General features: G+C 71.6%; 19 protein-coding genes. All 19 read right to left on the reverse strand.

The annotated features are described in order from the left end of the window. Positions 1-5: 5 nt before the first annotated feature. The 19 genes from rfbC to OG568_RS52005 are packed head-to-tail and all read right to left on the reverse strand — an operon-like array spanning position 6 to position 24,669. Positions 6-557: a dTDP-4-dehydrorhamnose 3,5-epimerase gene (gene rfbC, locus OG568_RS51915; protein WP_329537076.1), complete on the reverse strand. Its 552-nt coding sequence runs from the start codon at positions 555-557 to the stop codon at positions 6-8. Then, on the reverse strand, positions 554-1,786 hold the full coding sequence (locus OG568_RS51920; protein ID WP_329537077.1) for a polysaccharide pyruvyl transferase family protein: 1,233 nt from the start codon (positions 1,784-1,786) through the stop codon (positions 554-556). Before OG568_RS51920 ends, rfbC begins: the two co-directional genes overlap by 4 nt. Then, a complete protein-coding gene (locus tag OG568_RS51925) occupies positions 1,783-2,730 on the reverse strand; it encodes a glycosyltransferase family 2 protein (protein WP_329537078.1) in 948 nt (315 codons plus the stop codon). Before OG568_RS51925 ends, OG568_RS51920 begins: the two co-directional genes overlap by 4 nt. Continuing rightward, positions 2,727-4,034 (reverse strand): hypothetical protein, encoded by a 1,308-nt coding sequence (locus tag OG568_RS51930; protein WP_329537079.1) that lies wholly within the window; start codon positions 4,032-4,034, stop codon positions 2,727-2,729. The genes OG568_RS51925 and OG568_RS51930 overlap by 4 nt, the downstream gene beginning before the upstream one ends. Beyond that, the gene (locus tag OG568_RS51935; protein WP_329537080.1) at positions 4,031-5,314 is read right to left on the reverse strand and encodes a DUF4910 domain-containing protein; all 1,284 of its coding nucleotides are present in this window, start codon (positions 5,312-5,314) and stop codon (positions 4,031-4,033) included. The genes OG568_RS51930 and OG568_RS51935 overlap by 4 nt, the downstream gene beginning before the upstream one ends. Next, the gene (locus tag OG568_RS51940) at positions 5,302-6,327 is read right to left on the reverse strand and encodes an NAD-dependent epimerase/dehydratase family protein (protein ID WP_329537081.1); all 1,026 of its coding nucleotides are present in this window, start codon (positions 6,325-6,327) and stop codon (positions 5,302-5,304) included. The genes OG568_RS51935 and OG568_RS51940 overlap by 13 nt, the downstream gene beginning before the upstream one ends. Positions 6,328-6,330: 3 nt before the next feature. After that, positions 6,331-6,978: a PIG-L deacetylase family protein gene (locus OG568_RS51945; RefSeq protein WP_329375336.1), complete on the reverse strand. Its 648-nt coding sequence runs from the start codon at positions 6,976-6,978 to the stop codon at positions 6,331-6,333. Next, positions 6,975-7,784, reverse strand: a complete 810-nt coding sequence (locus tag OG568_RS51950; protein ID WP_329537082.1) for a glucose-1-phosphate cytidylyltransferase — start codon at positions 7,782-7,784, stop codon at positions 6,975-6,977. The genes OG568_RS51945 and OG568_RS51950 overlap by 4 nt, the downstream gene beginning before the upstream one ends. Then, on the reverse strand, positions 7,781-9,016 hold the full coding sequence (locus OG568_RS51955) for a class I SAM-dependent methyltransferase (RefSeq protein ID WP_329537083.1): 1,236 nt from the start codon (positions 9,014-9,016) through the stop codon (positions 7,781-7,783). Before OG568_RS51955 ends, OG568_RS51950 begins: the two co-directional genes overlap by 4 nt. Further along, a complete protein-coding gene (locus OG568_RS51960; RefSeq protein WP_329537084.1) occupies positions 9,013-10,254 on the reverse strand; it encodes a glycosyltransferase in 1,242 nt (413 codons plus the stop codon). Before OG568_RS51960 ends, OG568_RS51955 begins: the two co-directional genes overlap by 4 nt. A gap of 2 nt (positions 10,255-10,256) precedes the next feature. After that, entirely contained in the window at positions 10,257-11,546 is a 1,290-nt protein-coding gene (locus tag OG568_RS51965) for an O-antigen ligase domain-containing protein (protein ID WP_329537085.1), read from the reverse strand. Position 11,547: 1 nt separating this feature from the next. Beyond that, the gene (locus tag OG568_RS51970; protein WP_329537086.1) at positions 11,548-13,089 is read right to left on the reverse strand and encodes a right-handed parallel beta-helix repeat-containing protein; all 1,542 of its coding nucleotides are present in this window, start codon (positions 13,087-13,089) and stop codon (positions 11,548-11,550) included. 8 nt (positions 13,090-13,097) lie between these two features. After that, positions 13,098-15,056 (reverse strand): alginate lyase family protein, encoded by a 1,959-nt coding sequence (locus tag OG568_RS51975; RefSeq protein ID WP_329537087.1) that lies wholly within the window; start codon positions 15,054-15,056, stop codon positions 13,098-13,100. Further along, positions 15,053-17,260, reverse strand: a complete 2,208-nt coding sequence (locus OG568_RS51980) for a bi-domain-containing oxidoreductase (protein ID WP_329537088.1) — start codon at positions 17,258-17,260, stop codon at positions 15,053-15,055. Before OG568_RS51980 ends, OG568_RS51975 begins: the two co-directional genes overlap by 4 nt. 15 nt (positions 17,261-17,275) lie before the next feature. Continuing rightward, entirely contained in the window at positions 17,276-19,210 is a 1,935-nt protein-coding gene (asnB, locus tag OG568_RS51985; RefSeq protein ID WP_329537089.1) for an asparagine synthase (glutamine-hydrolyzing), read from the reverse strand. 3 nt (positions 19,211-19,213) lie between these two features. After that, entirely contained in the window at positions 19,214-20,734 is a 1,521-nt protein-coding gene (locus OG568_RS51990) for a Wzz/FepE/Etk N-terminal domain-containing protein (RefSeq protein ID WP_329537090.1), read from the reverse strand. After that, the gene (locus tag OG568_RS51995; protein WP_329537091.1) at positions 20,731-22,101 is read right to left on the reverse strand and encodes a Wzz/FepE/Etk N-terminal domain-containing protein; all 1,371 of its coding nucleotides are present in this window, start codon (positions 22,099-22,101) and stop codon (positions 20,731-20,733) included. Before OG568_RS51995 ends, OG568_RS51990 begins: the two co-directional genes overlap by 4 nt. Beyond that, a complete protein-coding gene (locus OG568_RS52000) occupies positions 22,098-23,363 on the reverse strand; it encodes a glycosyltransferase family 4 protein (RefSeq protein WP_329537092.1) in 1,266 nt (421 codons plus the stop codon). Before OG568_RS52000 ends, OG568_RS51995 begins: the two co-directional genes overlap by 4 nt. Next, positions 23,353-24,669, reverse strand: a complete 1,317-nt coding sequence (locus OG568_RS52005) for a nucleotide sugar dehydrogenase (RefSeq protein ID WP_329537093.1) — start codon at positions 24,667-24,669, stop codon at positions 23,353-23,355. The genes OG568_RS52000 and OG568_RS52005 overlap by 11 nt, the downstream gene beginning before the upstream one ends. Positions 24,670-24,732 lie beyond the last annotated feature (63 nt).

The raw sequence follows: 24,732 nt of genomic DNA on the forward strand, positions 1-24,732 counted from the left end.
CGGCCTCAACTTTCTGTGTGCTGCAGGACCTTGGCGAGGCTCGGCGCCTCCCGGTCCCGTTGGGACATCCATGTGATCGGCAGCGGCCAGGGAATGGCGAGCTCCGGGTCGTCGAAGGCGATCGTCACGTCCTCGGCCGGATCGTGCGGGCGATCGATCCGGTACGAGGTGTCGGCTGTGTCGGTCAGCGCCTGGAAGCCGTGCGCGCACCCCGCCGGGATGTACAGGGTCGTCTGCGTCTCGCCGGACAGCTCGAAGAAGGCCCGGTTGCGGTAGCTCGGCGAGTCCGGCCGCAGGTCCACGACGACGTCGAAGATCCTCCCGTACGAGCACCGCACCAGCTTGGCCTCGCCGGCGCCGGAGCGCAGGTGCAGGCCGCGCAGCACGCCCCGGACCGAGCGGGACAGGCTGTCCTGGACGAAGGCGTCCGGGTCGAGGCCCACCGAGCGGACCACGTCGGCGTCGAAGGTGCGGCAGAAGAAGCCGCGTTCGTCGGCGTACGGCGTCGGCTCGAAGAGGTACGCGCCGGTGATCTCCGGGACTTCGGTCGCCTTCATGGAGCCTTCCGCAGGGTGTGGGCGTGGTCGGTCGCGGGGAACAGGGCCGTGGTCAGGGAGGTGAACTGGTGCTCGAGTTGCCGGGCCGCGGCCAGGTTCCGCTCGGTGAGGGTCTGCCGCAGCTCGGCCGATCGCTTCTCCAGTGCCCGGAACTGCTCCAGGAGCCGGTCGGCGTCGACCTCGCGGGCCGGGTGGCAGTACGCGCCCAACCCCATCCGGTCCATGAGCGCGTCGCTCTTCGCCGCATAGCAGAGTGCGAGCACCGGCGTGCCGGTCTTCAGCGCGCAGATCAGGTTGTGGTAGCGGACCGCCACCACGGTGTCGGCGGCCGCCATCTCGTTCATCAGGTCGGCCAGTGAGGCCGGCTCGGCTGCGGTGACCAGCGGTGAGTCCACCGCGTCGAGGATCGCGGCGACCACCGAGGCATCGCACTGGTCGCCGGTGAGCAGCCGGACCGGCCTGCCCTCCTCGACGAGCGTGCGGACGAACCGGATCGTCCCGTCGAGATAGCGCCGGTAGATCTCCTCGGCCCGGGCGCGGTCGTCGTTGCCGCCGTGGAAGTCCATGACGCCGACGCAGACCGTGCCCGGCGGGCCCGAGGGTACGCTCGCCCGCGGCGCCGGCAGCGCGAACGCGAGGTCCGGGTAGACCTCGTCGCACGCGGTGTCCACGCCCATCGACCGCATCGCGTCACGGGACTGGGCGTCCCGGTACGACCGGTACGCGGCCAGCCGCGCCGACCAGCGCACCAGAGCCCGGGTGGGCCGGTTGCCGATCTCGGCGGCGCCGACGCTGACCAGCGCGACACGGGTACGCAGCAGCCGGCCGCTCGCGCAGAGCAGGAACAGCGAGTACGGGAAGCCCCACGGCCGCAGCGGCAGTGTGGCCTCCAGGACGCCCATGCCCGGCACGATCACCACGTCGTGCCCGCGCACCCAAGCGGCGGTGCGGAAGACGTCGACGAGTTTGCCCAGCCCCTTGGCCGCGATCGCGCCCGCACGTGACGCGGTCCGGTACTCCGCGCGGTTCCAGTGCAGCCGCGTGGCGGGGATCCCGAACCGGGTCGTCACGGCCTCGGGCCCGCCGCACAGCGCGTCCACGACCGCCTCCGGGTGCTCGGCGCGGAGGTACCCGAGGACGGCCTCCAGCGATCCGTCGTTGCCGAGGTTGCCGGAGCCGAGCAGGCCGAACACCCCGACGCGCACCGGAGTTTCGCCCCCGGACGTCATGCGTGCCTCCCCTCGCGGCCGGCGACGAGGGCGTCGACGGAGACCGTGAGCTGGGCCGGGTCGACCGGGGCGCGGTCCTCGACCCGCTCGCCGGCGCCGGGCCGGACCCGGCTGGTCATCCACGCGGCCAGGTGGCGGTAGCAGGCGCGCCGGTCGGCCGGGGACAGCGGCGCCCGCCGGATCGCCGAGGCGAAGCCCCAGACGTACTCGGCGAGCAGCCGGGGCGTCGGGTGCAGCGGGCCTGCCCGGCGCGGGTCCAGGTTGACGCACCGGGCGCGCTTGGAGGGGTTCGCCCGTTCGGCGCGGGTGGGGTGGTCGCGGCGGAAGTACAGCAACTCCGGCACCTGGTGGAAGGGCCCGTGCAGGGTGATCTCGGCGACGAACGTGCGGTCCGCGTGGTGGTAGCTGTCCATCGGTTTCACCCGGCGCAGCATGTCGGCCCGCATGACCCCGTAGAAGTCGTCGCCCCCGGGCTCGAACAGCAGACTGCGAAAGCGCTCCGGCGCGTGCGGTGAGTCGGTGGCGAGCGTGTACTCGTAGGGGACCTTCACCTGGCCGTCGCCGTCGATGACCGCCTGGTCGGTGTGCGCGAGGATCACGTCCGGCCGCTCGTCCAGCGCCTCCACGCAGCGCCGCAGCAGGTCGCGGCCGTACAGGTCGTCGTGCGAGGCCCACTTGAACAGTTCGCCGCGGGACTCGGCGAACACATGGTTGTGGTTCGGCGTGGCGCCGATGTTGCGGGGCAGCCGGAGGTACCGGATGCGTGAGTCCTGCGCGGCGTACTTGGCACAGATGTCCTGGGTCGCGTCGGTCGAGGCGTTGTCGGAGATGACCAGCTCGAAGTCCTCGTAGGTCTGGCCGAGCAGGGCGTCCAGCGACTCGGCCAGGTACTCCTCGCCGTTGTACACGGGCAGGCCGATGCTCAGCCTCGGTCGGTCGGTCATGAGGTCCTCACTTCGGGGATGGGATCGCGGCGGCGCTCGCGCAGGGCGGAGCGCAGTTGCAGCCACCACACGGCCGAGCCACTGATGGTCGCGGCGGCGACGCCCCAGGCCGAGCCGGCCGTGCCGGCGAGGGCTGCCCCGCCGAGCCCGCCGCCGACGTAGCAGGCGGAGGCGAACAGTTGGGAGCGCAGGCTGCGCCGGGCCGCGCCGAGAGCGCGCAGCCCCGCCGCCGCGCCGGTGCCGAGGCCCGCTCCCGCGACGCTGAGGGTGATCTGCACGATGAGCTGCGAGGAGGAGTGCCAGACGTCGCCGAGCACCAGCTCGCCGAGCCGGTCGGGCATCAGCAGCAGTGACGTGCCCCAGAGCAGCGCGCCGGCGGCCTGTCCCCCGCCCAGAAGGAGGCAGAACCTGCCGAGCCGCTGCGGTGCCTGCCGCAGTACCCGTGCCGCCTCCGGAACGGTGACCAGCGAGAGCCCCATCAGCACGGCGAGGAACGGGCCGAGCAGGAGTTCGGCGCCCCGCACCGCACCCACCGCACTGACCCCGACGATCGCGCCGAGCCCGTACGCCCGCAGTTGGCTGGCGCCGCTGAGGCTGACGTTCTCGACCAGGTACCGGTAGCCGAGGTCGCGCTGCTCGCGAAGCCAGCCGCGTGCCTCGGTCATCCCGGGCCGGATGCCGGACTGGAGGTAGCCGTACCCCGCCGCCACCGTGGCGGACGCGCCCCAGGCGAGCACGAAAGCGGCCACGCTGCCCACCCGGGCCGCCACCACCATGGCCGGTACGAGCGCGATTCCCCACACGACGTCGTTGACGAACGCCTTCCGCCCGGCGCCGTTGGCGAAGAACGAGAACCGCCAGGCGTCCTGGAGCAGCAGCCCCGGCAACATGACGCCAAGGGCGGCGAACGCGGGCCCCACCCGGCCGCCGAGGCCGAGCCCGGCCACCAGACACACCGCGCCGAGGGCGCCACCGACGCCGAGTGCGGTACCCGTCGACCGGGCCACGGCCCCGCGCCAGGACGCGTCCGGCACGCCGCTGAAGCGCACCACGAGCGGGTCGGTGGCCAGCCCGCGGGAGACGTTGAGCACCACGCCGTACGTCACCCAGGCGAGGCTGAACACGCCGAACGCGGTCACCCCCAGCGAGCGGGCCACGTAGATGCCCACCGCGAAGTTGCTCACGCTGGAGGCCGCCTGGTCGGCCAGTCCCCAGGACAGCCTGCCGACGAGGGCCCGCCTGGCGGATCCGGCCGGTGGCGCCGTTGTCTGCGGATTCTCCCCCTCGGTGGTCATCGACGTCATGCCTTGATCAATTCGGCGCTGCACAGGGCGCCGGCCGCGGCGGCGACGGTGTCGAAGGGCAGCCCGGACCGCTCGGCGACGTCCAGCAGACTGTGCTCGCCGTCGGAGAGGTTGAGCACCCAGAGCATGGCCATCTGGGCCTGCTTCGTGTCGCTGCGGCCGCCGAGCGCGTCGTACAACCCGCGTCGGCCCAGCTGTGGTTCGCCGTAGGGGCTGAGGTTGAGGTACCGCCGGTTGCGGTCGAGGACGGCGAACGCCTCGCGGCAGACTGCAAGGGTGTCCACCATCGCCTCCGGGGAGACGAAGTCCAGGTTGTCCGCCGAGGTGTGGTACTCGGGGTAGCCGGCGTACGGGGTCCGGGTGAGTGAGCCCACGCCGAGATCGAACCCTGGCGAGCAGAACTGCCGCTCGTCGTAGCCGTACGGAGTGAACTCGTTGACGTGGTGCGGGCGTTCGGACGCGGCCAGCACGTGCCGCATCACCCGGTCGATCTCCGCGTCGCCGCGCCTGCTCCGCTTGTACGTCAACTGGCCCGGGTCCCCGGCGCAGGCCAGCACGAGGCCGTGCTTGACCCGCTGCACCCGCTCCGCGTTGCGGGCCAGCCAGGTGATCGCCCCGATGGTGCCGGGCGCGTAGATGAACCGGTAGGTGTAGTACGGCTTCTCCTCCGCCAGCGCCCGGGCCAGGAACGTCGCCACCGCGATGCCGGCCAGGTTGTCGTTGGCCAGCGACGGGTGGCAGACGTGGCAGGAGACGATCACCTCGTCGGCGATCTGCCCGGGGACCACGTGCTCGGCGTAGGTGAGGTGGCCATCGGCCAGTGTGGAGTCGATGCGTACCTCGTACTCGCCGTCCGGCAGCGCGTCCAAGGTGTCCTGGGCCAGGCAGAACCCCCATTCCGGCTTGTAGTAGCTGGTGCGGTACGGCACCCAGGACGGGTGGTCCGGCAGGGTGTGCAGGTGTTCGCGCAGCTCGGCCAGCGGCATGGTTGCCGACACCGGCACGCTGTAGCCGAGCACGTGCAGGCTGGACGCGGCGAAGTCGACGACCCGGTGGCCGGCTGTGTCGGCGATGTACGCGTCCCGGATGTTCCACTCCTGCGGCACCGTCCAGTCGAGCACCTGCGTCCCGGTCGGCACCTCGTGCACCTGGAGCGGGAGGTACTCGCCGACGATCTCCAGGGTGGCGCGCACACCGTCGCCGGTGATGCTCCGGCAGAGCGGGTACAGCCGCTCCACCAGCGCGTACATCTCTTCGCCGGCGTCGGTCATCGGCGCCACCGCAGAGTGTGGTCGACGGTGCCGGCGTCGGTCGCCGCGCGCAGCACGGCCAGGCGGGTGAAGCGTCGTTCGAAGTCCTCCCGGGTCAGCCCGTGTTTCTGGTAGGCGTCGGCGAGTTCGAGCGCGCCCTGCTTCACCGTCCACTCGCAGTCGAAGCCGGGAATCGCGGCGCGGAACCGGGAGAAGTCCACCCGGTACGACCGCGGATCGGCACCGTTCTCCCCGGTGATCACCACCTTCGCGCCGGACACTGCCTCGGCGACCTGCTCGGCGATCTCGGCGACCGTGACGTTGTTGATCTCGCTGCCGATGTTGAACGCCCGGTCGTGAACGGCTGCGCGCGGCGCGGTCAGCGCGGCCGCGAAGGCGCGTGCGATGTCGGCGGCGTGCACCAGCGGGCGCCAGGGGGTGCCGTCGGAGAGCACCAACACCTCGCCGGACAGGAGCGCGTGGCCCACCAGGTTGTTCAGCACGATGTCGGCGCGCAGCCGGGGCGAGTAGCCGAAGGCGGTGGCGTTGCGCATGAACACCGGGGTGAAGTCGCCGTCAGCCAGCGCGTGCAGGTCGTCCTCCACCCGCACCTTCGACTCCGCGTACGGCGTCACCGGGCGCAGCGGGGCGTCCTCGGCCACCAGGTCGTCGCCGCCGGAGGCGCCGTAGACCGAGCAGGTCGACGCGTACAGGAAGCGCCGCACTCCGGCGTCGCGGGCCAGCCGCGCAAGGCGGACGGACGCGTGGTGGTTGATGTCGTAGGTGAGTTCCGGCGCCAGCGATCCCAGCGGGTCGTTGGACAGCGCGGCCAGGTGGATCACAGCGTCCACCCCGGCCACGTGTTCGGCCGTGACGTCGCGCAGGTCGATCCGCTCCCCCGGCGGGTCCGCGGGCGTCGGGCCGAGGACGCAGTCGGCGAACAGGCCGGCGTCGAGGCCGACGACCTCGTGGCCGGCGGCCGCGAGGACCGGGGCCATCACGGTGCCCAGGTAGCCCTGGTGTCCGGTCAGCAGTACGCGCAAAGTTCAGTCCCCCAGATTGAGCGTGAGTTTGGTGACGGCGAACGCCTCGGCGTAGCGCTCGTGGCATTCGATCCCGCGGATTCGTGCAAGGCCGAGGAAGACCTCCCGGTCGTACCAGGGCCGGTGCCGTTGCGAGGGGTAGTGCTCCTGCAGCAGCCGCACCTTTTGTTCGGCGATCTCCGGCGACAGCGGCTGGTACGCCGCCGGGCGGCCGAGATCGCCGTCCCACTTGACGATCTCGTAGCCGAGCACGAGGTGGTCACGGAATGCGGTGGGCAGCAACTGTGCCAGGCCGCGGTGGTCCTGGTGCGCGTCATCGGTGCGCGGGGCGAGGAGCAGATCCGGCTCGGTCCGCTCGCGCAGTTCCTCGACCGCGGCCTTGGCCTCCTCCCAGTGCGCGGGCATCCGGCCGTCCGGCAGCTTGAGCACGGTCAGCCGCAGGTCGGCACCCGGGCAGAAGGCGGCGAGCGCGGCCTGCTCCTCCTGCTCCCGCTCGCTGCCACCGCCGGAGAGCACCAGCGCGTCGACGCGGATACCCGGCCGCGCGAGGCACAGCGTCAGCAGCGTGCCGCCGGCGCCGATGGCGATGTCGTCGCAGTGCGCGCCCACTGCGACGATCCGGTCCAGGCGCCCGGCGTTGAGCTGGATCATGCGGTCCCCACTCCTGCGTTCGCCCCCGCGCCGTCCCGTTCCCACACGGCCCACGGGCGGTCGCCTTGGGCGTAGGCGTCGTCGAGCGCGGCCCGCTCCTTCACGGTGTCGGTCGGCTTCCAGAAGCCGCGGTGCTGGTGCGCCACCAGCCGCCCGCGCTTGGCCAGTTGGGCACATCCGTCGGCGACCAGGTCCCCGTTCTCCGGTATGTGGTCGAAGACCTCCTGGCGGAGCACGAAGTAGCCGCCGTTCTCCCACAGCGGCAGTTCGCTCACCGCGGTGATGCCCCCCACCAGGCCGTCCTCGCCCAGTTCCACGCAGTGGAACGAGGACTGCGGCGGCACCACCATCATCGACGCCCCGGCGTCGCGCCGGGCGAACCGGTCGATCATCTCCGGCAGCGGGGCATCGGTGAGCACGTCGGCGTAGTTGGCGAGGAACATCTCGTCACCGTCCAGGTGGTGCCGCACCCGGCGCAGCCGCTCCCCGATCGGCGACTCGATGCCGGTCTGCGCGAACGTGATCGTCCAGTTCGCGATGTCGGTGGACAGCAGCTCGGTCCGCCCGTCCCGCAGCACGAAGTCGTTGGACGTCGTCTCCTCGTAGTTGAGGAAGAAGTTCTTGATGTGGTGAGCCCCGTAGCCGAGGCACAGGATGAACTCCGTGTGCCCGAAGTGCGCGTAGTAGCGCATGACGTGCCAGATCAGCGGTCGCGGCCCGACCATCGCCATCGGCTTGGGCACGTCGTCGGAGGCTCCGTTGCGCATGCGCATCCCGTAACCGCCGCAGAACAGAACGACCTTCATGACTTGACCTCGACAATGCTCAGTTCCGGGATCGGAAAGACCAGCCGGCCGCCCCAGTCGTGCACGAAGGACAGCTGCTCGACCAGCTCGGCCCGCAGGTTCCACGGGAGGACGAGGACGTAGTCCGGCTTGTCGGCGGCTATCTGCTCGGGCGGCAGGATCGGGATGCGGGTGCCGGGGGTGAACCTGCCGTGCTTGTACGGGTTGCGGTCGACCGTGTACGCGAGCAGGTCGGGCCGGATACCGCAGTGGTTGAGCAGGGTGTTGCCCTTGCCCGGGGCGCCGTAGCCGACGACCGTCTCGCCGCGCTCGGCCGCCTCGATGAGGAACCGCAGCAGATCCCGGCGCACCTTGGCCACCCGAGCGGAGAACTCGGTGTACCCGGACAGCTCCTGCAGCCCGGCGACCTTCTCCCGGGCCAGCACGTCGGCCACCCGCCGGGTCGGCTCGCCGGCCACCTCGGCCGGCCGGGCCCACAGCCGGATGGAGCCGCCGTGCGTGGGCAGCAACTCGACGTCCACGAGCGCGAGTCCGCCGCTCGCAAGGGCTCGGGTCGCGGACGCGACCGTGTAGTACTGGAAGTGCTCGTGGTAGATCGTGTCGTACTGGTTCTCCTCGATCAGGGTCAGCAGGTGCTGCACCTCGATGGAGACCCAACCGTCGTCGGCGACCAGGGCGCGCAGCCCCTGGGTGAACCCGACCACGTCGGGGATGTGCGCGTACACGTTGTTGGCCACGACCAGGTCCGCCGGGCCGTGCTCGGCGCGGACGGCGTTGCCGGTGGCCGGGTCCAGGAACTCGGTGAGCGTGGGCACACCCGCATCCCGCGCCGCGGCACCGACGTTCACCGAGGGCTCGATGCCCAGGCAGCGGATCCCCCGGTCCACCACGTGCCGCAGCAGGTACCCGTCGTTGCTCGCGACCTCGACCACGAAGGCGTCGGGGCCGAGGTCGAGGCGCTGTACGGCGCCGTCGACGAACGTGCGCGCGTGCTCCACCCAGGAGGTCGAGAACGAGGAGAAGTACGCGTACTCCTTGAACGTCTCCTCCGGCGTGATCAGCGGCGGTATCTGCGCCAGCCAGCAGTCGGTGCAGACCCGCAGGTGCAGCGGGTACGCCGGCTCCGGCAGGTCCAGTTGGTCCGCGGCGAGAAAGCTCTCACACGGCGGGGTCGCCCCCAGGTCGACGACGCTCGCCATCGCTTCCGAGCCGCAGAGTCGGCATCGTGTCATCTGCTGTCCCCATCCCCCCTGCTCGCGCGGGTGTCCCCATCGCGAGCCAGTGCTGACCGACCCGCGATCGCGGTGCGGTACTCCTCCACCAGGCGCTCAAGGCCGACGGCCGGGCTGAACCCCTGCTCGTAACGGCGCCGGGCCGCCCGGCCCATCTCCCGGTTGCGGGCCGGCTCGGCGGCGATCCGGCGTATGCAGGACGCGAGCGAGGCGGGCTCGCCCGGCTGGTGCAGCAGCCCGGTGACGCCGTCCTCGACGAGTTCGACGAAGGCACCGTGACCAGCGGCGACGGTCGGGACCCCGGCCGCCATCGCCTCCACGACCACCAGACCGAACGCCTCCAGCCATGTCGAGGGAGCCACCACGGCTACCGATCCCGCGATGGCCTTTCGGCACTCCGCCGGGTCCAGCAGACCGACGTAGCGCACGTCGTCCCGGCCCTCCGCCCAGGCGGTCACCTCTCGCTCCAGCGGCCCCGTGCCGGCGATCACGAGCGGGACGCCCACACCACCGCTCGCCGCGACCTCGTCCCACGCGGCCATGAGCAGCCGCACGCCCTTGGCCTCCGCGAGCCGGCCGAGATAGAGCAACTGCTCTCCCCCGCCTTCCCGGCGGGTGTCCGGTTCGGGCACGAAGTTGTGCTTCACCGCCAGCCGTTCGGCCGGCATGCCGGCCCGCACCAGGACGTCGCGCTGCGCCGCGGAGATACAGAGGAACCGCTCCACCCCGGACCACCAGCGCCGCCGGTTGACCGACAGGCTGACCGCGAGCGGCACCGTCGCGAGGCGCGAGTTGCGGTAGCAGCCGTGCCGGACGGCGGGCAGCGGCGTCGACCCGACACACTCGGTGCACGGTCGGCCGTCCCGCTGGAGCGTGCCGGGTGGGCACACCTGGGTGTAGTTGTGCAGCGTGGCGACGGCGGGCACACCGGCGTCGGCGCACGCGGCCAGGACCGCGGGCGACAGGAGCGGGAAGACGTTGTGGACGTGCACCACGTCCGGCCGCTCGGCGCGCAGCCGGGCGGCGAGCTCCGTGCGCACCCCCGGATTCCACGGCACGAGGAGCGGCACGGCGACCTTGCCGAGGAGGGACCGGGCGGCGATGTCGTCGCTGCGCCGCTCGAACACCTCGACCCGGTGGCCGGCCGCGCGCAGCAGCTCCACCTCCTGGTCGACGACCTTGTTCTCCCCGCTCGGCTGCGCCGAGGCGTAGCGGTTGTGCACCACGAGGACGTGCATGGTCAGGTCACCTCCGATCTACGGGCCCAGCGCGGGACGTGCCGTCGAGGGGCTTCGGGCAGCGCGAGCGGAGCGGCCTGGGCGGGGGCCGCCAACAGCGAGGCGGCCAGGGCCAGATGGAGCAGATACGGCGAGGCGTCGCCGAGGCCGGCCTCGGTGTACGACGCGATCGCGCAGTAGCTGATCAGGAAGATCGCGCAGGCCCGCTGCAGGGACGGCGGGCGCAGCAGCGCGACGCCGCCCAGCACGACGATGATCACCGCGACGAGGGTGACACCGATCAGGCCCTGCTCGTTGTAGACGGCCAGCCAGCTGTTGTCGATCGGCAGCCCGCCGAACGACTTGTCTCCCAGGCCCACTCCGAACAGCTTCTCCGAGGTGGACCGGGGCTCGGCCAGCAGGGCGTTCCAGACCTTGGCCCGGCCGGTGAGACTGGAGAAGTTCTCCTGGCTCTGTCCGCGCAGGAACCAGGTCTGCAGCGCGGAGGCGAAGCCGACCGCGGCCACCACCGAGCACAGCACGGCCCAGGTGAAGAACCGGCGGGCCGCGGCGCTGGTCAGGACGAGCGAGCCGATCGCCAGCGCCAGCCCGAGCAGCAGGCCGAGCGTGGCTGTCCGGGTGTGGGTCAGCGCGAGCAGCACCAGCGACGGCACGATGACCAGCACGGCGCTGGTCCGGTCGGTCCGCCTGCCGATGACGAGCAGCACGGTGAGCCCGATGATCACCGCCGCGTACTGCCCGATCTGCGGCGGGGTGAGCGGCCACAGCGCGCCGACGAGGCGTCCGCCGTAGAGGTCGGGCAGGGCCTTGCCCGGGGAGACGACCAGGCCGAGGGCCACCGAGCCGAGGACCGCGAAGTACGCCCGGATGTGGTGGCGGACGAACGTGAGGCTGCCGTCCCACCAGCGGCTGAGCAGCCACAGGGTGCCGACGAAGAGAGTCAGCCGGAAGCAGCGGAACAGCGCGCCCGTCCCGGACTCCAGGCTCGCGCTGGAGATCGCGCTGGACACCAGCAGCAGGGTGAGCAGCAGCACGTAGGCGCTGGCTCTGATGCGCACCCGCTGGTTGACCACGAGGGCCAGCGCGAACGCGGCGACCAGCGAGCCCATGGTGACCATCTGGATGAGGGAGCGGGGCAGCGGGACGATGGTCTTCGCTCCGGCGGAGCCGAGCGTGTTGAGGACCAGCAGCCCCCAGGCGATCCCGACGGTCTTCGGTGTGCCGGCCGGGCGCGGTTCGGCGCCGGGCAGCGTCCCCGCCGTGTCCGGTCCGCGCGTCAGGTTCTCACCCATCTCAACCACCGGCCTGTAGGTCGAGGGTGCTGCCCTTGTCCTGCTGGTACGGCGTCGCCTGCCACTGCCCGAAGTCGAGCACCCGGCTCTGGTCCTCGGCGACGAACTTCCACGGCCCGACGTAGACGTTGTCGTGCCAGCGGTTGTGCTGCTCCTCGGTGATGGCGTCGGCCACCCCTTCGCCGTGGTACGGGGACCAGTCCGGATAGGTGCCGTAGTTGGACAGCACCGCCATGCGGTCGCACATCTCCGTGCACTTGACGACGGACTCGTCGAGCACGAAGCGGTTGTCGTGGATGTCCACCCACTGGGTCTTCCATCGGCAGTCGGAGTAGAGGGGTGCCTTGGCGATCGCCGGCCGTACGCAGCGGTTCGTCTTCTTCACGAGCAACGTGCAGTCACCTGACGAGGTGTTGGCCGGGCTGTTGCAGAACCGGTCGGCGTTTTCCCACAGGGTGATCCCGGACCAGTTGTTCTCCAACACGTTCCCGTAGATCTCGATCTTGTCCGTGCGGGCTCGGATCCGTGGTTCGCCGCCGGACTCGGACAGGTAGACGGTCGCGAGCGGAAAGGTGTCGCCGCTGTCGGCTCCCTTTCGGCCCTCGACCCAGTTGTTCCGCCGGATCGTGTTGTTCCGGATGACCGCGTTGTAGCTGATCTCGTAGATCAGCGCGGCACCGTCGTTGTCCTCGAGCACGTTGTTCTCGATGCGGAAGTCGTTGTTGTTGGTGTCCGCCCACAACCCGGTTCCGCGGTTGTCGTGCACCCAGTTGCCGCGTACGTCGGCGCCGTTGACAGCCCAGAACTTGATGCCTCCCGTGCAGCCGCAGCCCTTGCGCCGCCGCTCCCAGTCGCCGGTGTTGTTGCCCACGATCTCGTTGCCCTCGACCACCAGGCCGGTGATGCGGCCGTTGGCTTTATATGCGTTCATGCCGTATTGGCCGTTGTCGCGCAGGCAGCTGGCGCGGACCTGCTGGCGGGCACCGGCCATCAGCCCGGCGCCGGAGTTGTCCTGGATTGTCGCGTGCTCGATCACCCACCCGTCGGCCGAGTCATGGTTGACCACGCCTTCGTCGGGCGGCGCCACGAAACGTTGCACGGTCAGGTAGCGGATGGCGACGTCGCGGGCGCTGCCGGCGAACGCGTACTGGTTCTTCTCCCGGCCGTCGAGCACGGCGCCCGGCGCACCGAGGTAGCGGTCCCCCTCCTTCGGGATGACCTGGGCGTAGCGGTCCGGGTCGAGCCTGTGCTTGCCCGGCTTGAGCCAGAACGTGGTGTTCGGCGGGCTGCTCTTGGTCTTCGCCGCCAGGTCACCGACCACCGCGGGGTCGACCGTCACCGCGCCCGCCGGTGCCTTCGCCGGCCCGGCCGCGGGCTTGGCACACACCCGGGCCACGGATCGGGCCGCGGACGTGGCGGACGTGGATGGCGCGGCCTTCGACTCCGACTTGGTTCCCGAAGTGCTCTCACAGCCGGTCGTCGCCAGCAGGGCCAGCGCCAGCGGTGCCACCGCCAACGCCCAGTGCCGCCTCTTGATCCCCACGCGCCCCCCTAGCCGCGGAACCTGAGGACGGTGGTGAACCCCTCCGCGCCATCGGCGAAGCCGGTGCCGACCAGCGTGGTGGTGGGTTCCTTGCGCCCGAAGCCGGCGGAGTACCAGCCCAACGGCGGGTCGGTCTCGCCGCGATGCGCCCGCCAGGACAGCTGCCCGGGCAGGTCGAGCTCCGCGGAGCGGTCCTCGCCGTCCCGGGTCCAGGTGAGCACGGCCCGGTTGTCCGCCAGGTCCGCGGCGATCGCCGGGCCGAGGTGGAACGCCAGTTGCACGGCCCCGCTCGGGCCGCGCACCTCGTCCACCACCTTCAGCTCCTTGGCTGCGGCCGTCAGTTCCACCCGGCGGCGGTGCACGGAGCTCCGGTAACCGTCGTGCTCAGCACACCAGCGGGCCACACCCTCGTCGGATGCGTCCGCGACCAGGACGCGGCTGCGGGCCTGCCGGGTCCACAGGAACGGGCCGCCGGAGACGGACTGGTCACTGCCGTCCAGTTGCAGGGTGTTGTGGCCGAGGGTCGACCGGAAGTACTGCCGCCACTCGGGTTGCCCGTGGTAGCAGAACGTCCCCGGGTCGGCGAGCACGTCGACCCCGTCGTGCCGGACCTCCACGGACAGCGCGTCCGCGTGGGCATGCGCGGCGATGGACAGGAAGCCGTGCGGACCACCGTCGCAGCGGCACCAGATCTCTCCCGGACCGCGCAGGATGGTGAGCCCCGCGTCGGCGAAATGGGCCGGGCGGCTTGCCGGGCGGGTCACGGCCGGTGCTGTTCCACTTTCCGAGTACGGCCGGATGAGCGCTGCCAGCAGCGGGGTGCGCACATCGGTGCCGGTCACCGCCGGCCACCATGCGAGCCGGCCGAACACGGCGTCGCCGGTGGCCAGCAGCGAGGCCCAGCGGTCGGTGCCCGCGCCGTCCACGACCAGACCGTGTCCGTCGTCCGCGTCCCCCTGGCGCGGCGGCCGTAGCCGGCTGTCCACGACGGCCGCGAGCGCGTCGGTCATCCGCAGCAGCACCAGCCGGATCGACGCGGGGACCGGCACGTCGGCGGCATCCGCCTCGGCCACCGCGGCCAGGCCGAGCTCCAGCACAAGTCCGTGATACTCGGTGGCCAGCTCGCGGTTGAGGCCGGAGTCGAAGGTGTTGCCGCGCAGATGCCGCTCCAGCGACCGCAGCGCGCCGGCTCGCCAACGCGCCGAGGAGGGGAACCACCCGAACGCGCAGGCTGCGGCGAACTGCCCGGCGGCCTCGGCGATGACGTGGTTGTTCGCCGAAGACCCCCGGCTGGGGAAGGCGGCCAGCCAGCGCTGGTGGTGCCAGATCTGGTTCAGCGCCACCGGGTTGCCCTCGAACAGCCCGGCCGCGCCCGGCCAGCCGTCGAGCAGCCGGCGGATCCACACCCAGGACAGCAGCCGGATGCCCAGCTCGATGCCGCTGATCCAGTGCACGCCGCGCAGCGGTGGGTTGGCCGCCCACCACGACCGCAGGTGCTCGGCCACGCGCTCGGCGTACCGCTCGTTCCCGGTGATCGCGTAGGCGGCGGCGAGCACGGTGAGGTACTGATGCCGGGACAGCTCCCAGATCTGCTTGATGTCCCCGACCGCGTCCTCGTTCCGGTACGGCACGTCGAAGGCGTAGCCCCACGGAGCCCGGCGCCCGGTCTTCGGGTCGCACCACCAGTCCGGGTCGGTCAGGTCGTCGCGGACCACCCCGAAATACTCGACGTGCCCGTACATCAGCCGGTCCGCCTCGGCGATGAGACGCTTCGCGGCGTCCGGAGGTATCGCGGCGATCGTCCCGGCGGGCAGTACCGCGGTGAACCGGGCGCCGGTCACGCTCGGGCAGTCCGGCCGCGCCGACCGCCACCGCCGCCTGCGCACCGCGTCGCCCGCCCGGCCGCCGACCTCCCGCGGTCCCATCCGGGACAGCCGCCGCAGGTACCAGCCCGCGCTCATGGTCATCGCGCCCTCGCCAGCGTCACCGGCGCGCCGCCGACCAGGCCGGCCTGCACGGCGAGTGTGGCCGCCGTGGTCGCGACCAGCGACTCGAGCGGCACCGGCATCGGCCCGCCGGTCCGCACGGCCTTGATGAACGCGGCCAGCTCGGCGTTCTGGCCCTTGTCCCGGGCCTTGGGCAGCCGCGAACTGACCCACCGCTTGCGGCCGACCCCCCCTTCTGCAAACACCGAGGCACGAACGAAGTCGTCGAGCCGCAACACCTTGCCGTCCGCGATGAGGTCCAGCGTCTCCTTGGGGAAACCGGGCGCGCCGGTGGTGACGTAACTGATGGTGGCGGTGGACCCGTCCGGGTAGCGCAGGACGACCTGTAGGTCCTCGTTGCCGGGCGCCGCTGTCGCGTACACCGAGACCGGGTCGGCATCCAGCAGCCAGCTCGCCGTGTCGATGAAGTGTCCGCCCTCACCGGCGAACCGCGAGCCCTCGGTGCCCTGTTGGAGGTACCAGCTGCCGTGCTGCAGCCGGCCCGCGTTGACCAGGTAGCGCAGGCTCGCCGGACCGGTCCGGGCGCCGAACCGCTTCCTGGCCTCCTGCAGCAGCGGCGCGAACCGGCGGTTGAAGCCCACCTGCAGCCGGTCGTTGCCGGACTCCTCCACCGCCGCGAGTACGCCGGCCAGCTCGTCCTCGGTGAGCGCCAACGGCTTCTCCACGAACACCGTCTTGCCGGCCAGCAGCGCTCTCCGGGTCAGTTCGGCGTGCGAGCTGTGCCGGGTGACCACGAACACCGCGTCGATGGACTTGTCGCCGAGCACGGCGTCGAGATCGGTGGTCGCCTCGGCGAAGCCGAACTTCCGCTGCGCGTTGGCCGCGGACAGCGCCGTCGTGGTGACGACCGTCGACAACTCGACGCCTTCGCGCCCTGCCAGGTGCGGCAGCAGCATCGACGTCGCGTAGTTTCCCGCGCCGACGAACGCGAGGCGCACCGGAGCCTTGGCGGACCGGGCCGGAGCGGGCGCCTTGCCGCCGGATCGCTTCACCGCGGGCACGGCGACGGCCGGAACCTCGGCCTCCCCCGCTTCCTCTTTCTGCTCGGGGTACCGGAACAGCACGGCCACGGCCTTCAGTTCGCCGTCCTTCAGGCGCCGGTACGTCTCGACGGCGTCGTCGAACTCGGCGATGTGGGAGACCAGGGGCTCCACGTCGACGCTGCCGCGGGCGAGGAGATCGAGGAAGCACGCCAGGTTGCGGCGCTCGGTCCAGCGCACGTAGCCGATCGGATAGTCCCGCCCTTCGAGCTCGTACTCCGGGTCGTAGCGCCCGGGGCCGTACGAGCGCGAGAAGCGGACGTCGAGTTCCTTCTCGTAGTACGCGTTCCACGGCAGGTCCAGGCGGCACTTGCCGATGTCGACGACCCGGCCGCGGTCCCGGCAGAGCCGGGCGGCCAGCTCGACGGGCTGGTTGCTGCCACCGCCGGCGGCCAGGAACACCTGGTCCACGCCGTGCCCGCCAGTGAGTTCGGCGACGGCCGCCTCCACGGCCGCGGACGCGGGATCGCCGCAGGCCGCGGCGCCCAGGCGCTCGGCGAGCTCGCAGCGCACCGGGTCGGGGTCGGCTCCGACCACGCGGACTCCCGCGGCGGCGAGGAGCTGCACCACCAGTTGCCCGATCAGCCCGAGGCCGATGACCAGCGCCACCTCGCCGAGCTGCGGCTCGCCCTGGCGGACGCCCTGCATCGCGATCGACCCGACGGTGCCGAAGGCCGCGTGGCGCGGCGCGAGGCCGTCCGGCACCGGGGCGTAGAGGTTCTTCGGCACCCAGTTCAGCTCGGCGTGCAGCGCGTGCTCGTTGCCGGCGCAGGCCACGAGGTCGCCGACCTTCACGTCGTCGATCCCGGTGCCAACCTGCTCGACCACCCCGCACAGCGAGTAGCCCAGCGGCGTGTAGGAGTCCAGCTTGCCCATCACCTTGCGGTAGGTGGCGGGCACCCCGTTGGTGGCCACGCTCTGCATGACCTTGGCCACCTGGTCCGGCCGGGAGCGGGCCTTGCCCAGCATCGACATGCCGGCCTCGGACACCTTCATGAGCTCGGTTCCGGTGGATATCAGCGAGAAGGCGCTGCGGACCAGCACACCGCCCGGCTTGCACCCCGGCTCCGGCACGTCGAGCACCGCCAGCTCGCCGCTCTTGTAGTTCTGTACGACCTGCTTCACCCGAACTCCTGATTCCTAAGCCGTCAACCGAGTGCTCTGGCCGGACCCGGAGGTCGCGTCGCGATACCAGTACTCGAGGGTCAGTACGTGCCACAGATGCTTGGAGAAGTCCTGCTGCCCGGCGGCGTCCTCGGCGACCATGCGCGCCAGCGCGTCGCGGCGCAGGAGCCCGGAACGGACGAGCTCGCCGTCGTTGACCACCTCGCGCACCAGCGGTGCCAGGTCCCGGCTCATCCAGGCGCGCAGCGGGGCGCTGAACAGGCCCTTGGGCCGGTAGACGATCTCCCGGGGCAGGATCGAGGTGGCCGCCTCCTTGAGGACGGCCTTGCCCTGCCGTCCGACGATCTTGCGATCGCCGGGCACGGCGAACGCCGCCTTGACCACTTCGACGTCCACGTACGGCACCCGTACCTCGGTCGACGCGGCCATGCTCGACCGGTCCGTGTAGGCGAGGTTCAGGCCCGGCAGGAACATCCGGGCGTCGGTCAGGCACATGCGGTTGACGAAGTCCTCGAGGTCGTTGTCCTGGTAGACGTCCGCATGTTCGGTCAGCACGTCGTCGACCGTCCCGGCCAGGTCCGGATCGAGCAGGGCGAGCAGCTCGTCCTGGTCGTACATGGTGTAGCTGCGCCGGAACGCGGTCTCCTCCGGCAGCTCGGCGAAGGAGAGGAACCGCTTCGCGAAGCGCACCGACCGGTACCCCCGGCGGGACGTGGCGACCGGCAGCCGGTCCACGACCCCGGACACTCCGCGCCGCAGGGGTCGCGGGACGCGCTGGTAGCGCAGCGCGAGCAGGTTGGCCAGGTGCTTGCGGTACCCCGCGAACAGCTCGTCGGCGCCCATCCCCGAGAGCATCACCTTGACCCCGGCCTCCCGGGCGGCCATGCAGATCAGATACGTGTTGATCGCGGCGGGGTCGCCGATCGGCTCGTCCAGGTGGTACGTCATCTGCGGCAGCAGGTCGAGTACGTTCGGGGCGATCTCGATCTCGTGCAGGTCGACGCCGAACCGCTCGGCCACCTGCCGGGCGTAGCGCAGGTCGTCCGGCATCGCCTCGAACTTGGCGTCCTCGGCGCGGAAGCCGATCGTGTAGGCGGAGATCCCTGGTTGGTGGCGGGCCGCCAGCGCGGTCAGGTAGCTGGAGTCGAGGCCGCCGGAGAGGAAGGTCGCCACGGGTACGTCGGAGAGCAGGTGGCGCCGGGTCGACTCCTCCACGACGGCGGCCAGGTCCGGCTGCTCGCCGGCTCGGGCCCGCTCCCGGCCCTCGGCGGCGATGTCCCGGAGGTTCCAGTACTGGCCGCGCTCCACCCGGCCGTCGGGCCGGCACCTCAGCCAGCTCCCCGGCGGCAGCTTCTCCGCCTCGCGGAACGCGCAGCGCGAGTCGGGCACCCAGTAGTACAGCAGTGAGGCCACCAGCGCCGCATGGTCCACCTCCAGCGACCCGCCGGTCGCGGCGGCGAGCGCCTTGAGCTCGGAGGCGAACATCAGGCCCTCGCCGCGCCGGAGCAGGAACAGCGGCTTGATGCCGAGCTGGTCGCGGGCGAGCACCAGGTCACCGGTTCGCTCGTCGAAGATGCCGAACGCGAACATGCCGCGCAGTCGGGGCAGGCAGTCCGTGCCCCAGCGCCGCCAGGCCTCAAGGAGTACCTCGGTGTCGGAGGTACCGCGGAAGCGCACACCGGTGGCTGCCAACTCGGCACGCAGCTCGGGCGCGTTGTACAGCTCGCCGTTGTACGTCAGGGCGAGGCCGTCCGAGACCATCGGCTGGGCGCCGGTCCCGGACAGGTCGATGATGGCCAGCCGGCGGTGCCCGAGCTGTACTTCGCCGTCACCGACGGGGTGGCCGTAGCGGCCCGCGCCGTCCGGGCCACGGTGTGCGAGGGTGTCGGTGAGCCGGTCGGTCACGACCTTTCCGTCCGGCCATCGGTAAGTGCCTGCGATGCCACACATGTCCTACCGCACCTCCTGGTCGTCGTCCGGGACCCGAGCGGCCCGCATCGGCTGCCGCTCCGCGCGCCGCCGGCCCGTCCCGTTCTGCAGGGCCGGCCGCTCGCTCCGGCCGCGCAGCGCGGTGTGCAGCCCGTCCCACAGCGTGCCGTCGGTCCGGTCACGCGGATCGGGGTCGATCAGCACTACACCGATCACCGGAATGCGCTGGTCCGCGAGCTGCCGCGCCACTGTGTGCAGCCATGCGGCGCTGCCGTGCCCGGCACGCACGACGAGCACGGTCTGGGTGCCGAGATACTGGAGGTCGGTCCACGCCGTGCCGGGCGCCACCGAGCCGACGCCGATCCGGTGCTCCTGAGGCGACACGGCCGCGGCACGTTCGCCGCCGACCACGGTGGGGTCTCCTGGTTTCGGGCGGCGCCTTGCGAGCTGCGGGCCGGGGAGACCGTCGATGACGACCACCGGCCCGTCCGCCGCCAGTGCCCGGGCGAGGTTCAGGGCGATCACGCTCGTGCTGCGGGCGCAGCCCAGTTCCAACAGCGACAGCGGTTCCGCGGAGCCGCGCACGGTGCGGGCCAGTGTCGTGGTGAGCCGTTCGCGTGCCACCCGGGTCCGTCGGCGCTGCCACAGCCTGCCCGACCGGCGGGGCAGCTCCGCGATGACCGAGGCACCGAGGTTCGCCGCGATGTCCCGGCGCAGCACGGGGCGGTCCGCCACCACCACGCCGACCGCGGCCAGCGCGAGCCCGAGGAAGAGCCCGAGAACGAGTCCGATCACGCCGTTGGTGACGACGGCCTTGGGCAGGGAGTGCCGCACCGCGCGCGGGGCGTCCACGATCTGCGTGCCGGCGACGAGCTGGGGCGCGCCGACCCGGGCCTCCTCGGCGCGCTGGCCGAAGTCGGAGATCTGTGAGGTGAGTTCGGCCCGCCGGGCGAAGAGCGACTCGAGGTTCGCCGCGTCCTTCGGGTCGGTGTCGGGCGTCCGGCCGCCGATCGCCTTGTTGACGTCGGCGAGCTCCGCCCGCATGCGGGCGCGCTGGTCGAGCAGGCCTTGGGCGTTGGCGTTGGCGATGTCCTGTATGCGCTTGGCGTGGTCCGCGACGAACGCTTCGGCCAGTGCCTTGGCCCGGGCCACCGCTTCCGCGTCGGTCTTGCCTGTCACATCGATCTGGAGGACGTTGTTGGTCAGTCCGGTGCCCCGGTAGTCCCGCATGAGGTCCTCCGGTTTTTCCGGGGACTTGAGGATCCGCAGGGCCTGGCCGGCGATCCGCGAGGTCGCCAGCAGCTGGGCGTCGGTGCGGATCAGCGTTCCGGTGTCGTTCGGCTGGTCCTCCTGATGCGCGACCAGCACCTTGGTCACCGCGGCCGGTGCCGGCGGCAGCAGGACCGCCACGGCCGCGCCGATCAGCAGTCCGAGCAGCGCCATGGCGCTCCACAGACGGCGACGTCTGCGCACCGCGACCACCAGCGCCTGCAGGTCGAGGAGCGGAGTGGCGGCCGACGACTCCGAAGTCGTGCTCGTCGTCACGCTGAATCTCCTGTCGCGTGGCCGTGAACCGCGAGCGCCAGGGTGGCCTCGTCAGAAGGGCGGTCGGCAGTCCGCGCCGGGCGGGTGCGGACCGTGCCGGCGACGACGACGCCGACGACCTCGTGCCCGCCGTCCGCGCACGCCTCGGCGATGCCGGCGAGTTCCTCGGCGGTCCAGTTGCCCGGGCTGAGGACGGCCAGGGCACCGGACTCGGTGTCGCGGTCCGGCACGATCGGCCGGTCCACCGAGACCTCCACCACCCGCAGCTGCGGATCACTCGTGGCCTCGGCGACGAGCTGTCCGGCGGCCCGGCGGGCGACCTCGTCGCCTTCCGGTACGACGACCAGCAGCCGCCGGGGGGCAGGCAGTTGGTCCCGGAGGCGAGCGCACACCCGCCGGTAGCGGATCCGCCTCTCGGCCTCATCGCCGGATCTCTGCGGGGCAGGTATGTCCCACCGGGTGTCGATGCCGAGAAGCCGGCGGAGCCGGGCCCGTGAGCCACGGCTTTCGGGCCGGTGCCCGTGCCGTTCGCCGGGCACGTCGACGGTGCCGAGGAACGGCGCGCCGAGCGCCGCGGCGATCTCCGATTCGGTGCGCAATCGGCGGCTCACCCGTGCGGCGGCGAGATGGCCGACGACCGCGAGCAGGAAGAACAGCAGCGCCCCGGCGGCGATGAGCTGCATCCGCGTCGGCGCTGCCGCGCCGGTCGGCCGGGGCGCCGGTCCCATGACGACCATGCTGGCCTTGGCGGTCGCCGGGTTGGCCTCCTCCAGCTTCTTCATGGCGTCCTGCAGCCCGGTGCGCAGACCCTCGAGCTCGGTGCGGGCCTGCACGCCCTCCACGGTCTGCCCCGGGTTGGCCGCGTTGGCCAGGTCGGTGATGCGGCGGTTGGTCTCCGCCACCTGCTTCCGCAGTGCCTCTGTCGCCGTATCCGCCTGGGGGTCGGTACTGCCGCCCGCGATGCGGGTGGCGAAGGTGACGAACTGCTGGGCCACCTGGTCGGAGAGCCGCTGGGCGCGCTCCGGGGTGTCGGCCGTACCCGAGATCTTGATGATGTTCCCGTCGGCGGCCTTGGCGCTCACGTCGTCCCGCAGCTCGGTGCCGTTGACGCCCTTCCAGTTGAGCGCGGCGGCGGCGCGGTCGACCACCGCCGAACTGGTCGCGATGTCCACCTGGGTCAGCAGTTCGCGCTCCTCCCACTGCCCCGGCAGCAGTACCGATGCCTCTGCCGTGTACCGCGGCGGAAGCACCAGCACCGAGGTGCCGAAGCCGACGAGCGCACCCACTACGGCGAGGACGGCGAGAAGCCGCCACCGCCGACGGAGAATCCGTCCGATCGTGACCAGGCGGATCGTGTCGTCATTCAATGGTGCGGCCTCTTCCCCGTACGGACCGGCCCACCCGCCGACACCGGGGCATGGTCCCGGCAGGCGGCGGCGTAGGCGGCGAGCAGCGACGCTTGCGAGTTCCGCCAGGAGAGCGGCCCGCTGATCCGCTCCTGGCCGATCTTGCCCATCCGGGCCCGCTTCTCGGGATCGTCGAGGAGCAGCGCGATGAGCTTGGCGAACTGGGCCTCGTCGTTGGCGGGCGCGTAGACGGCGGCGTCACCGGCGGAGACGCGCGCCTCCCGGAGGTCGAACGAGACGATCGGCCGCCCCATCGCCATGTACTCCAGGACCTTGTTCATGGTCGACACGTCGTTGAGCGGATTGCGCGGGTCGGGGGAAAGGCACACGTCCGCGGTGCACAGGTAGCGCACCAGGTCGGCGTCCGGGATGCGCCCGGTGAACTGCACCTGTTCGGAGAGACCGAGCCGCCGCGACAGTTCCACCATCGCGTCGAAGGCGTCGCCTGCGCCGACGAAGACCGCGTGCCAGTCGGTCCGTCCGAGTTCGTCGCGCAGCTTCGCGAGGGCCCGCAGGGCGTAGTCGACGCCGTCCTGAGGGCCCATGACGCCGAGGTAGCACAACAGATGAGGCTTGCCGCGCTTCAACTCCGGCTCCGGCGGCACCGGTTGGAACCGGTCGGTCGCGGGCGCGCTGCGCACCACGAAGACATCCTCCGGCCGCCGGCCGCCACGGCGCAGCGCGACGTCCCGGTAGCTCTCGTTCGTGGCGAGCACGATGTCCGCGGCCCGGTAGGTCCGCCGTTCCAGCGCGCACACGGCGCGGTAGAGCAGGTCTTCGCCGCGGTCGAACCGGGAGAGGTACAGCTCGGGTACCAGGTCGTGCTGGTCGAAGACGAACCGCGCGCCGCGCCGCTTCATCCACAGGGCCGGCAGGAACAGCAGGTCGGGCGGGTTGCAGGCGTGGACCACGTCGACCGGGCCGACCTTGCGGGCCAGCCGGACCGTGTGCCACAACGCCGATCCGTATTCCCGCAGGTAGCCGGCCGGCCCTCCGGTGGCCGCGCGCAACGGGTAGCGGTGGATCCGCACCCCGTCAATCACCGCCTCCGGTTCCGTGTCCCGCTTCTCCCCCCTGGGACAGATGACGTGCACCTCCCAGCCCGCGTCGCGCAGCGTCGTGCACTCCTGCCACACGCGCCGGTCGAACGGCACCGACAGGTTCTCCACCAGGATCAGCGCGCGACGGTTCGTCCCGTCGCCGCTGGTCGCGTTACCAAGCAAGGCCCATGTACCCCGGTTCGGCCCGGCGCGCCTCGGCGTCGGGAAGGCGGATGAGGTCGACGATCACCGGTCCGCCCGCATGGGGCAGCGCCGACAGCACGGCCGGGTCCTTGGTCCCCACCAGGCACACCTCGGCGTGCTCGAGCACCTCGTCGACGGAGTCCGCGAGCAGCTGCGCGAGATGCGGCAGCCGGCTCTCGATGTACTCGCGGTTCGCGCCGAGCAGCCGGGAGAGGCTCACATTGGCGTCGTAGATCTTGAGGTCGTAGCCCTTGCCGAAGAGCCTCTCCGCCAGCTCGACGAGCGGGCTCTCGCGGAGGTCGTCGGTGCCGGGTTTGAAGGACAGCCCGAACAGGCCCACCCGGCGCTTGCCGGTGCGCTCGACCAGGTCCACCGCGCGCTGCAGATGGTCGGAGTTGGAGGCCAGCACGTGGGAGAGGATGGGCACCGAGACGTCGGCCCGCTGCGCCGCGTGGACCAGGCTGCGCAGGTCCTTGGGCAGGCAGGAGCCACCGAAGGCGAAGCCGGGCCGCAGGTAGGCGGGGCTGATGTTCAGCTTGCGGTCGGCCAGGAACACGTCCATCACCTGGTGCGAGTCCACCCCGAGCGCCTGGCACACCGCGCCCAGCTCGTTCGCGAAGCCGATCTTGAGGCCGTGGAACGCGTTGTCCGCGTACTTGATCGCCTCGGCGGTCGGCACCGGCACCCGGAACACCTCGCCGGGCAAGCCGTCGTACAGCGCCGTCACCGCGTCGCCGCTCGCCGGGTCGAGCTCGCCGATGACGGTCTTGGGCGGGTCGAAGAAGTCCCGCACGCTCGTGCCCTCACGCAGGAACTCCGGGTTGACCGCGACCCCGAAGTCCACCCCGGCCGTGCCGCCGACGTTCTTCTCCAGGATCGGCACCAGCAGGTTCAGGCAGGTGCCCGGGAGCATGGTGCTGCGGAACACGACGGTCTGGCGCCCGCCCCGCTCGGCCAGCGCGGCACCGATCTCCTCGGTAACCCGCTCCAAGTACGTGGTGCACAGGCTGCCGTTGGGCTCGGACGGCGTGCCCACGCAGACCAGCGACACCTCACTGCCCATGATCGCCTCGTGGACGTCGCGGGTGGCGCGCAGCGCTCCGGTCCGCACGACCTCGGCGAGGAGCTCGCCGATACGTTCCTCCACCACCGGAGCCTTGGCGTCGTTGACCAGGTCGACCTTCACCTGGTTCACGTCCACTCCGATGACCTCGTGCCCCATGCTGGCCAGGCACGCGGCCGATACGCAGCCCACGTAGCCGAGCCCGAAAACGCTGACTCTCATGACCGGTCTCTCCCCCCAGGCAGGCCCCTGCGGCCTGCGGTCCGCGCGCCGGTCGGACGACCC

It is taken from the genome of Streptomyces sp. NBC_01450 (assembly GCF_036227505.1).
GTDB lineage: Bacteria > Actinomycetota > Actinomycetes > Streptomycetales > Streptomycetaceae > Streptomyces.

Coding starts and splice junctions, on each gene's coding strand:
- rfbC (WP_329537076.1), bottom strand. CDS start 557: ATGAAGGCGACCGAAGTCCCGGAGATCACCGGCGCGTACCTCTTCGAG.
- OG568_RS51920 (WP_329537077.1), bottom strand. CDS start 1,786: ATGACGTCCGGGGGCGAAACTCCGGTGCGCGTCGGGGTGTTCGGCCTG.
- OG568_RS51925 (WP_329537078.1), bottom strand. CDS start 2,730: ATGACCGACCGACCGAGGCTGAGCATCGGCCTGCCCGTGTACAACGGC.
- OG568_RS51930 (WP_329537079.1), bottom strand. CDS start 4,034: ATGACGTCGATGACCACCGAGGGGGAGAATCCGCAGACAACGGCGCCA.
- OG568_RS51945 (WP_329375336.1), bottom strand. CDS start 6,978: ATGATCCAGCTCAACGCCGGGCGCCTGGACCGGATCGTCGCAGTGGGC.
- OG568_RS51950 (WP_329537082.1), bottom strand. CDS start 7,784: ATGAAGGTCGTTCTGTTCTGCGGCGGTTACGGGATGCGCATGCGCAAC.
- OG568_RS51955 (WP_329537083.1), bottom strand. CDS start 9,016: ATGACACGATGCCGACTCTGCGGCTCGGAAGCGATGGCGAGCGTCGTC.
- OG568_RS51960 (WP_329537084.1), bottom strand. CDS start 10,254: ATGCACGTCCTCGTGGTGCACAACCGCTACGCCTCGGCGCAGCCGAGC.
- OG568_RS51965 (WP_329537085.1), bottom strand. CDS start 11,546: ATGGGTGAGAACCTGACGCGCGGACCGGACACGGCGGGGACGCTGCCC.
- OG568_RS51975 (WP_329537087.1), bottom strand. CDS start 15,056: ATGACCATGAGCGCGGGCTGGTACCTGCGGCGGCTGTCCCGGATGGGA.
- asnB (WP_329537089.1), bottom strand. CDS start 19,210: ATGTGTGGCATCGCAGGCACTTACCGATGGCCGGACGGAAAGGTCGTG.
- OG568_RS52005 (WP_329537093.1), bottom strand. CDS start 24,669: ATGAGAGTCAGCGTTTTCGGGCTCGGCTACGTGGGCTGCGTATCGGCC.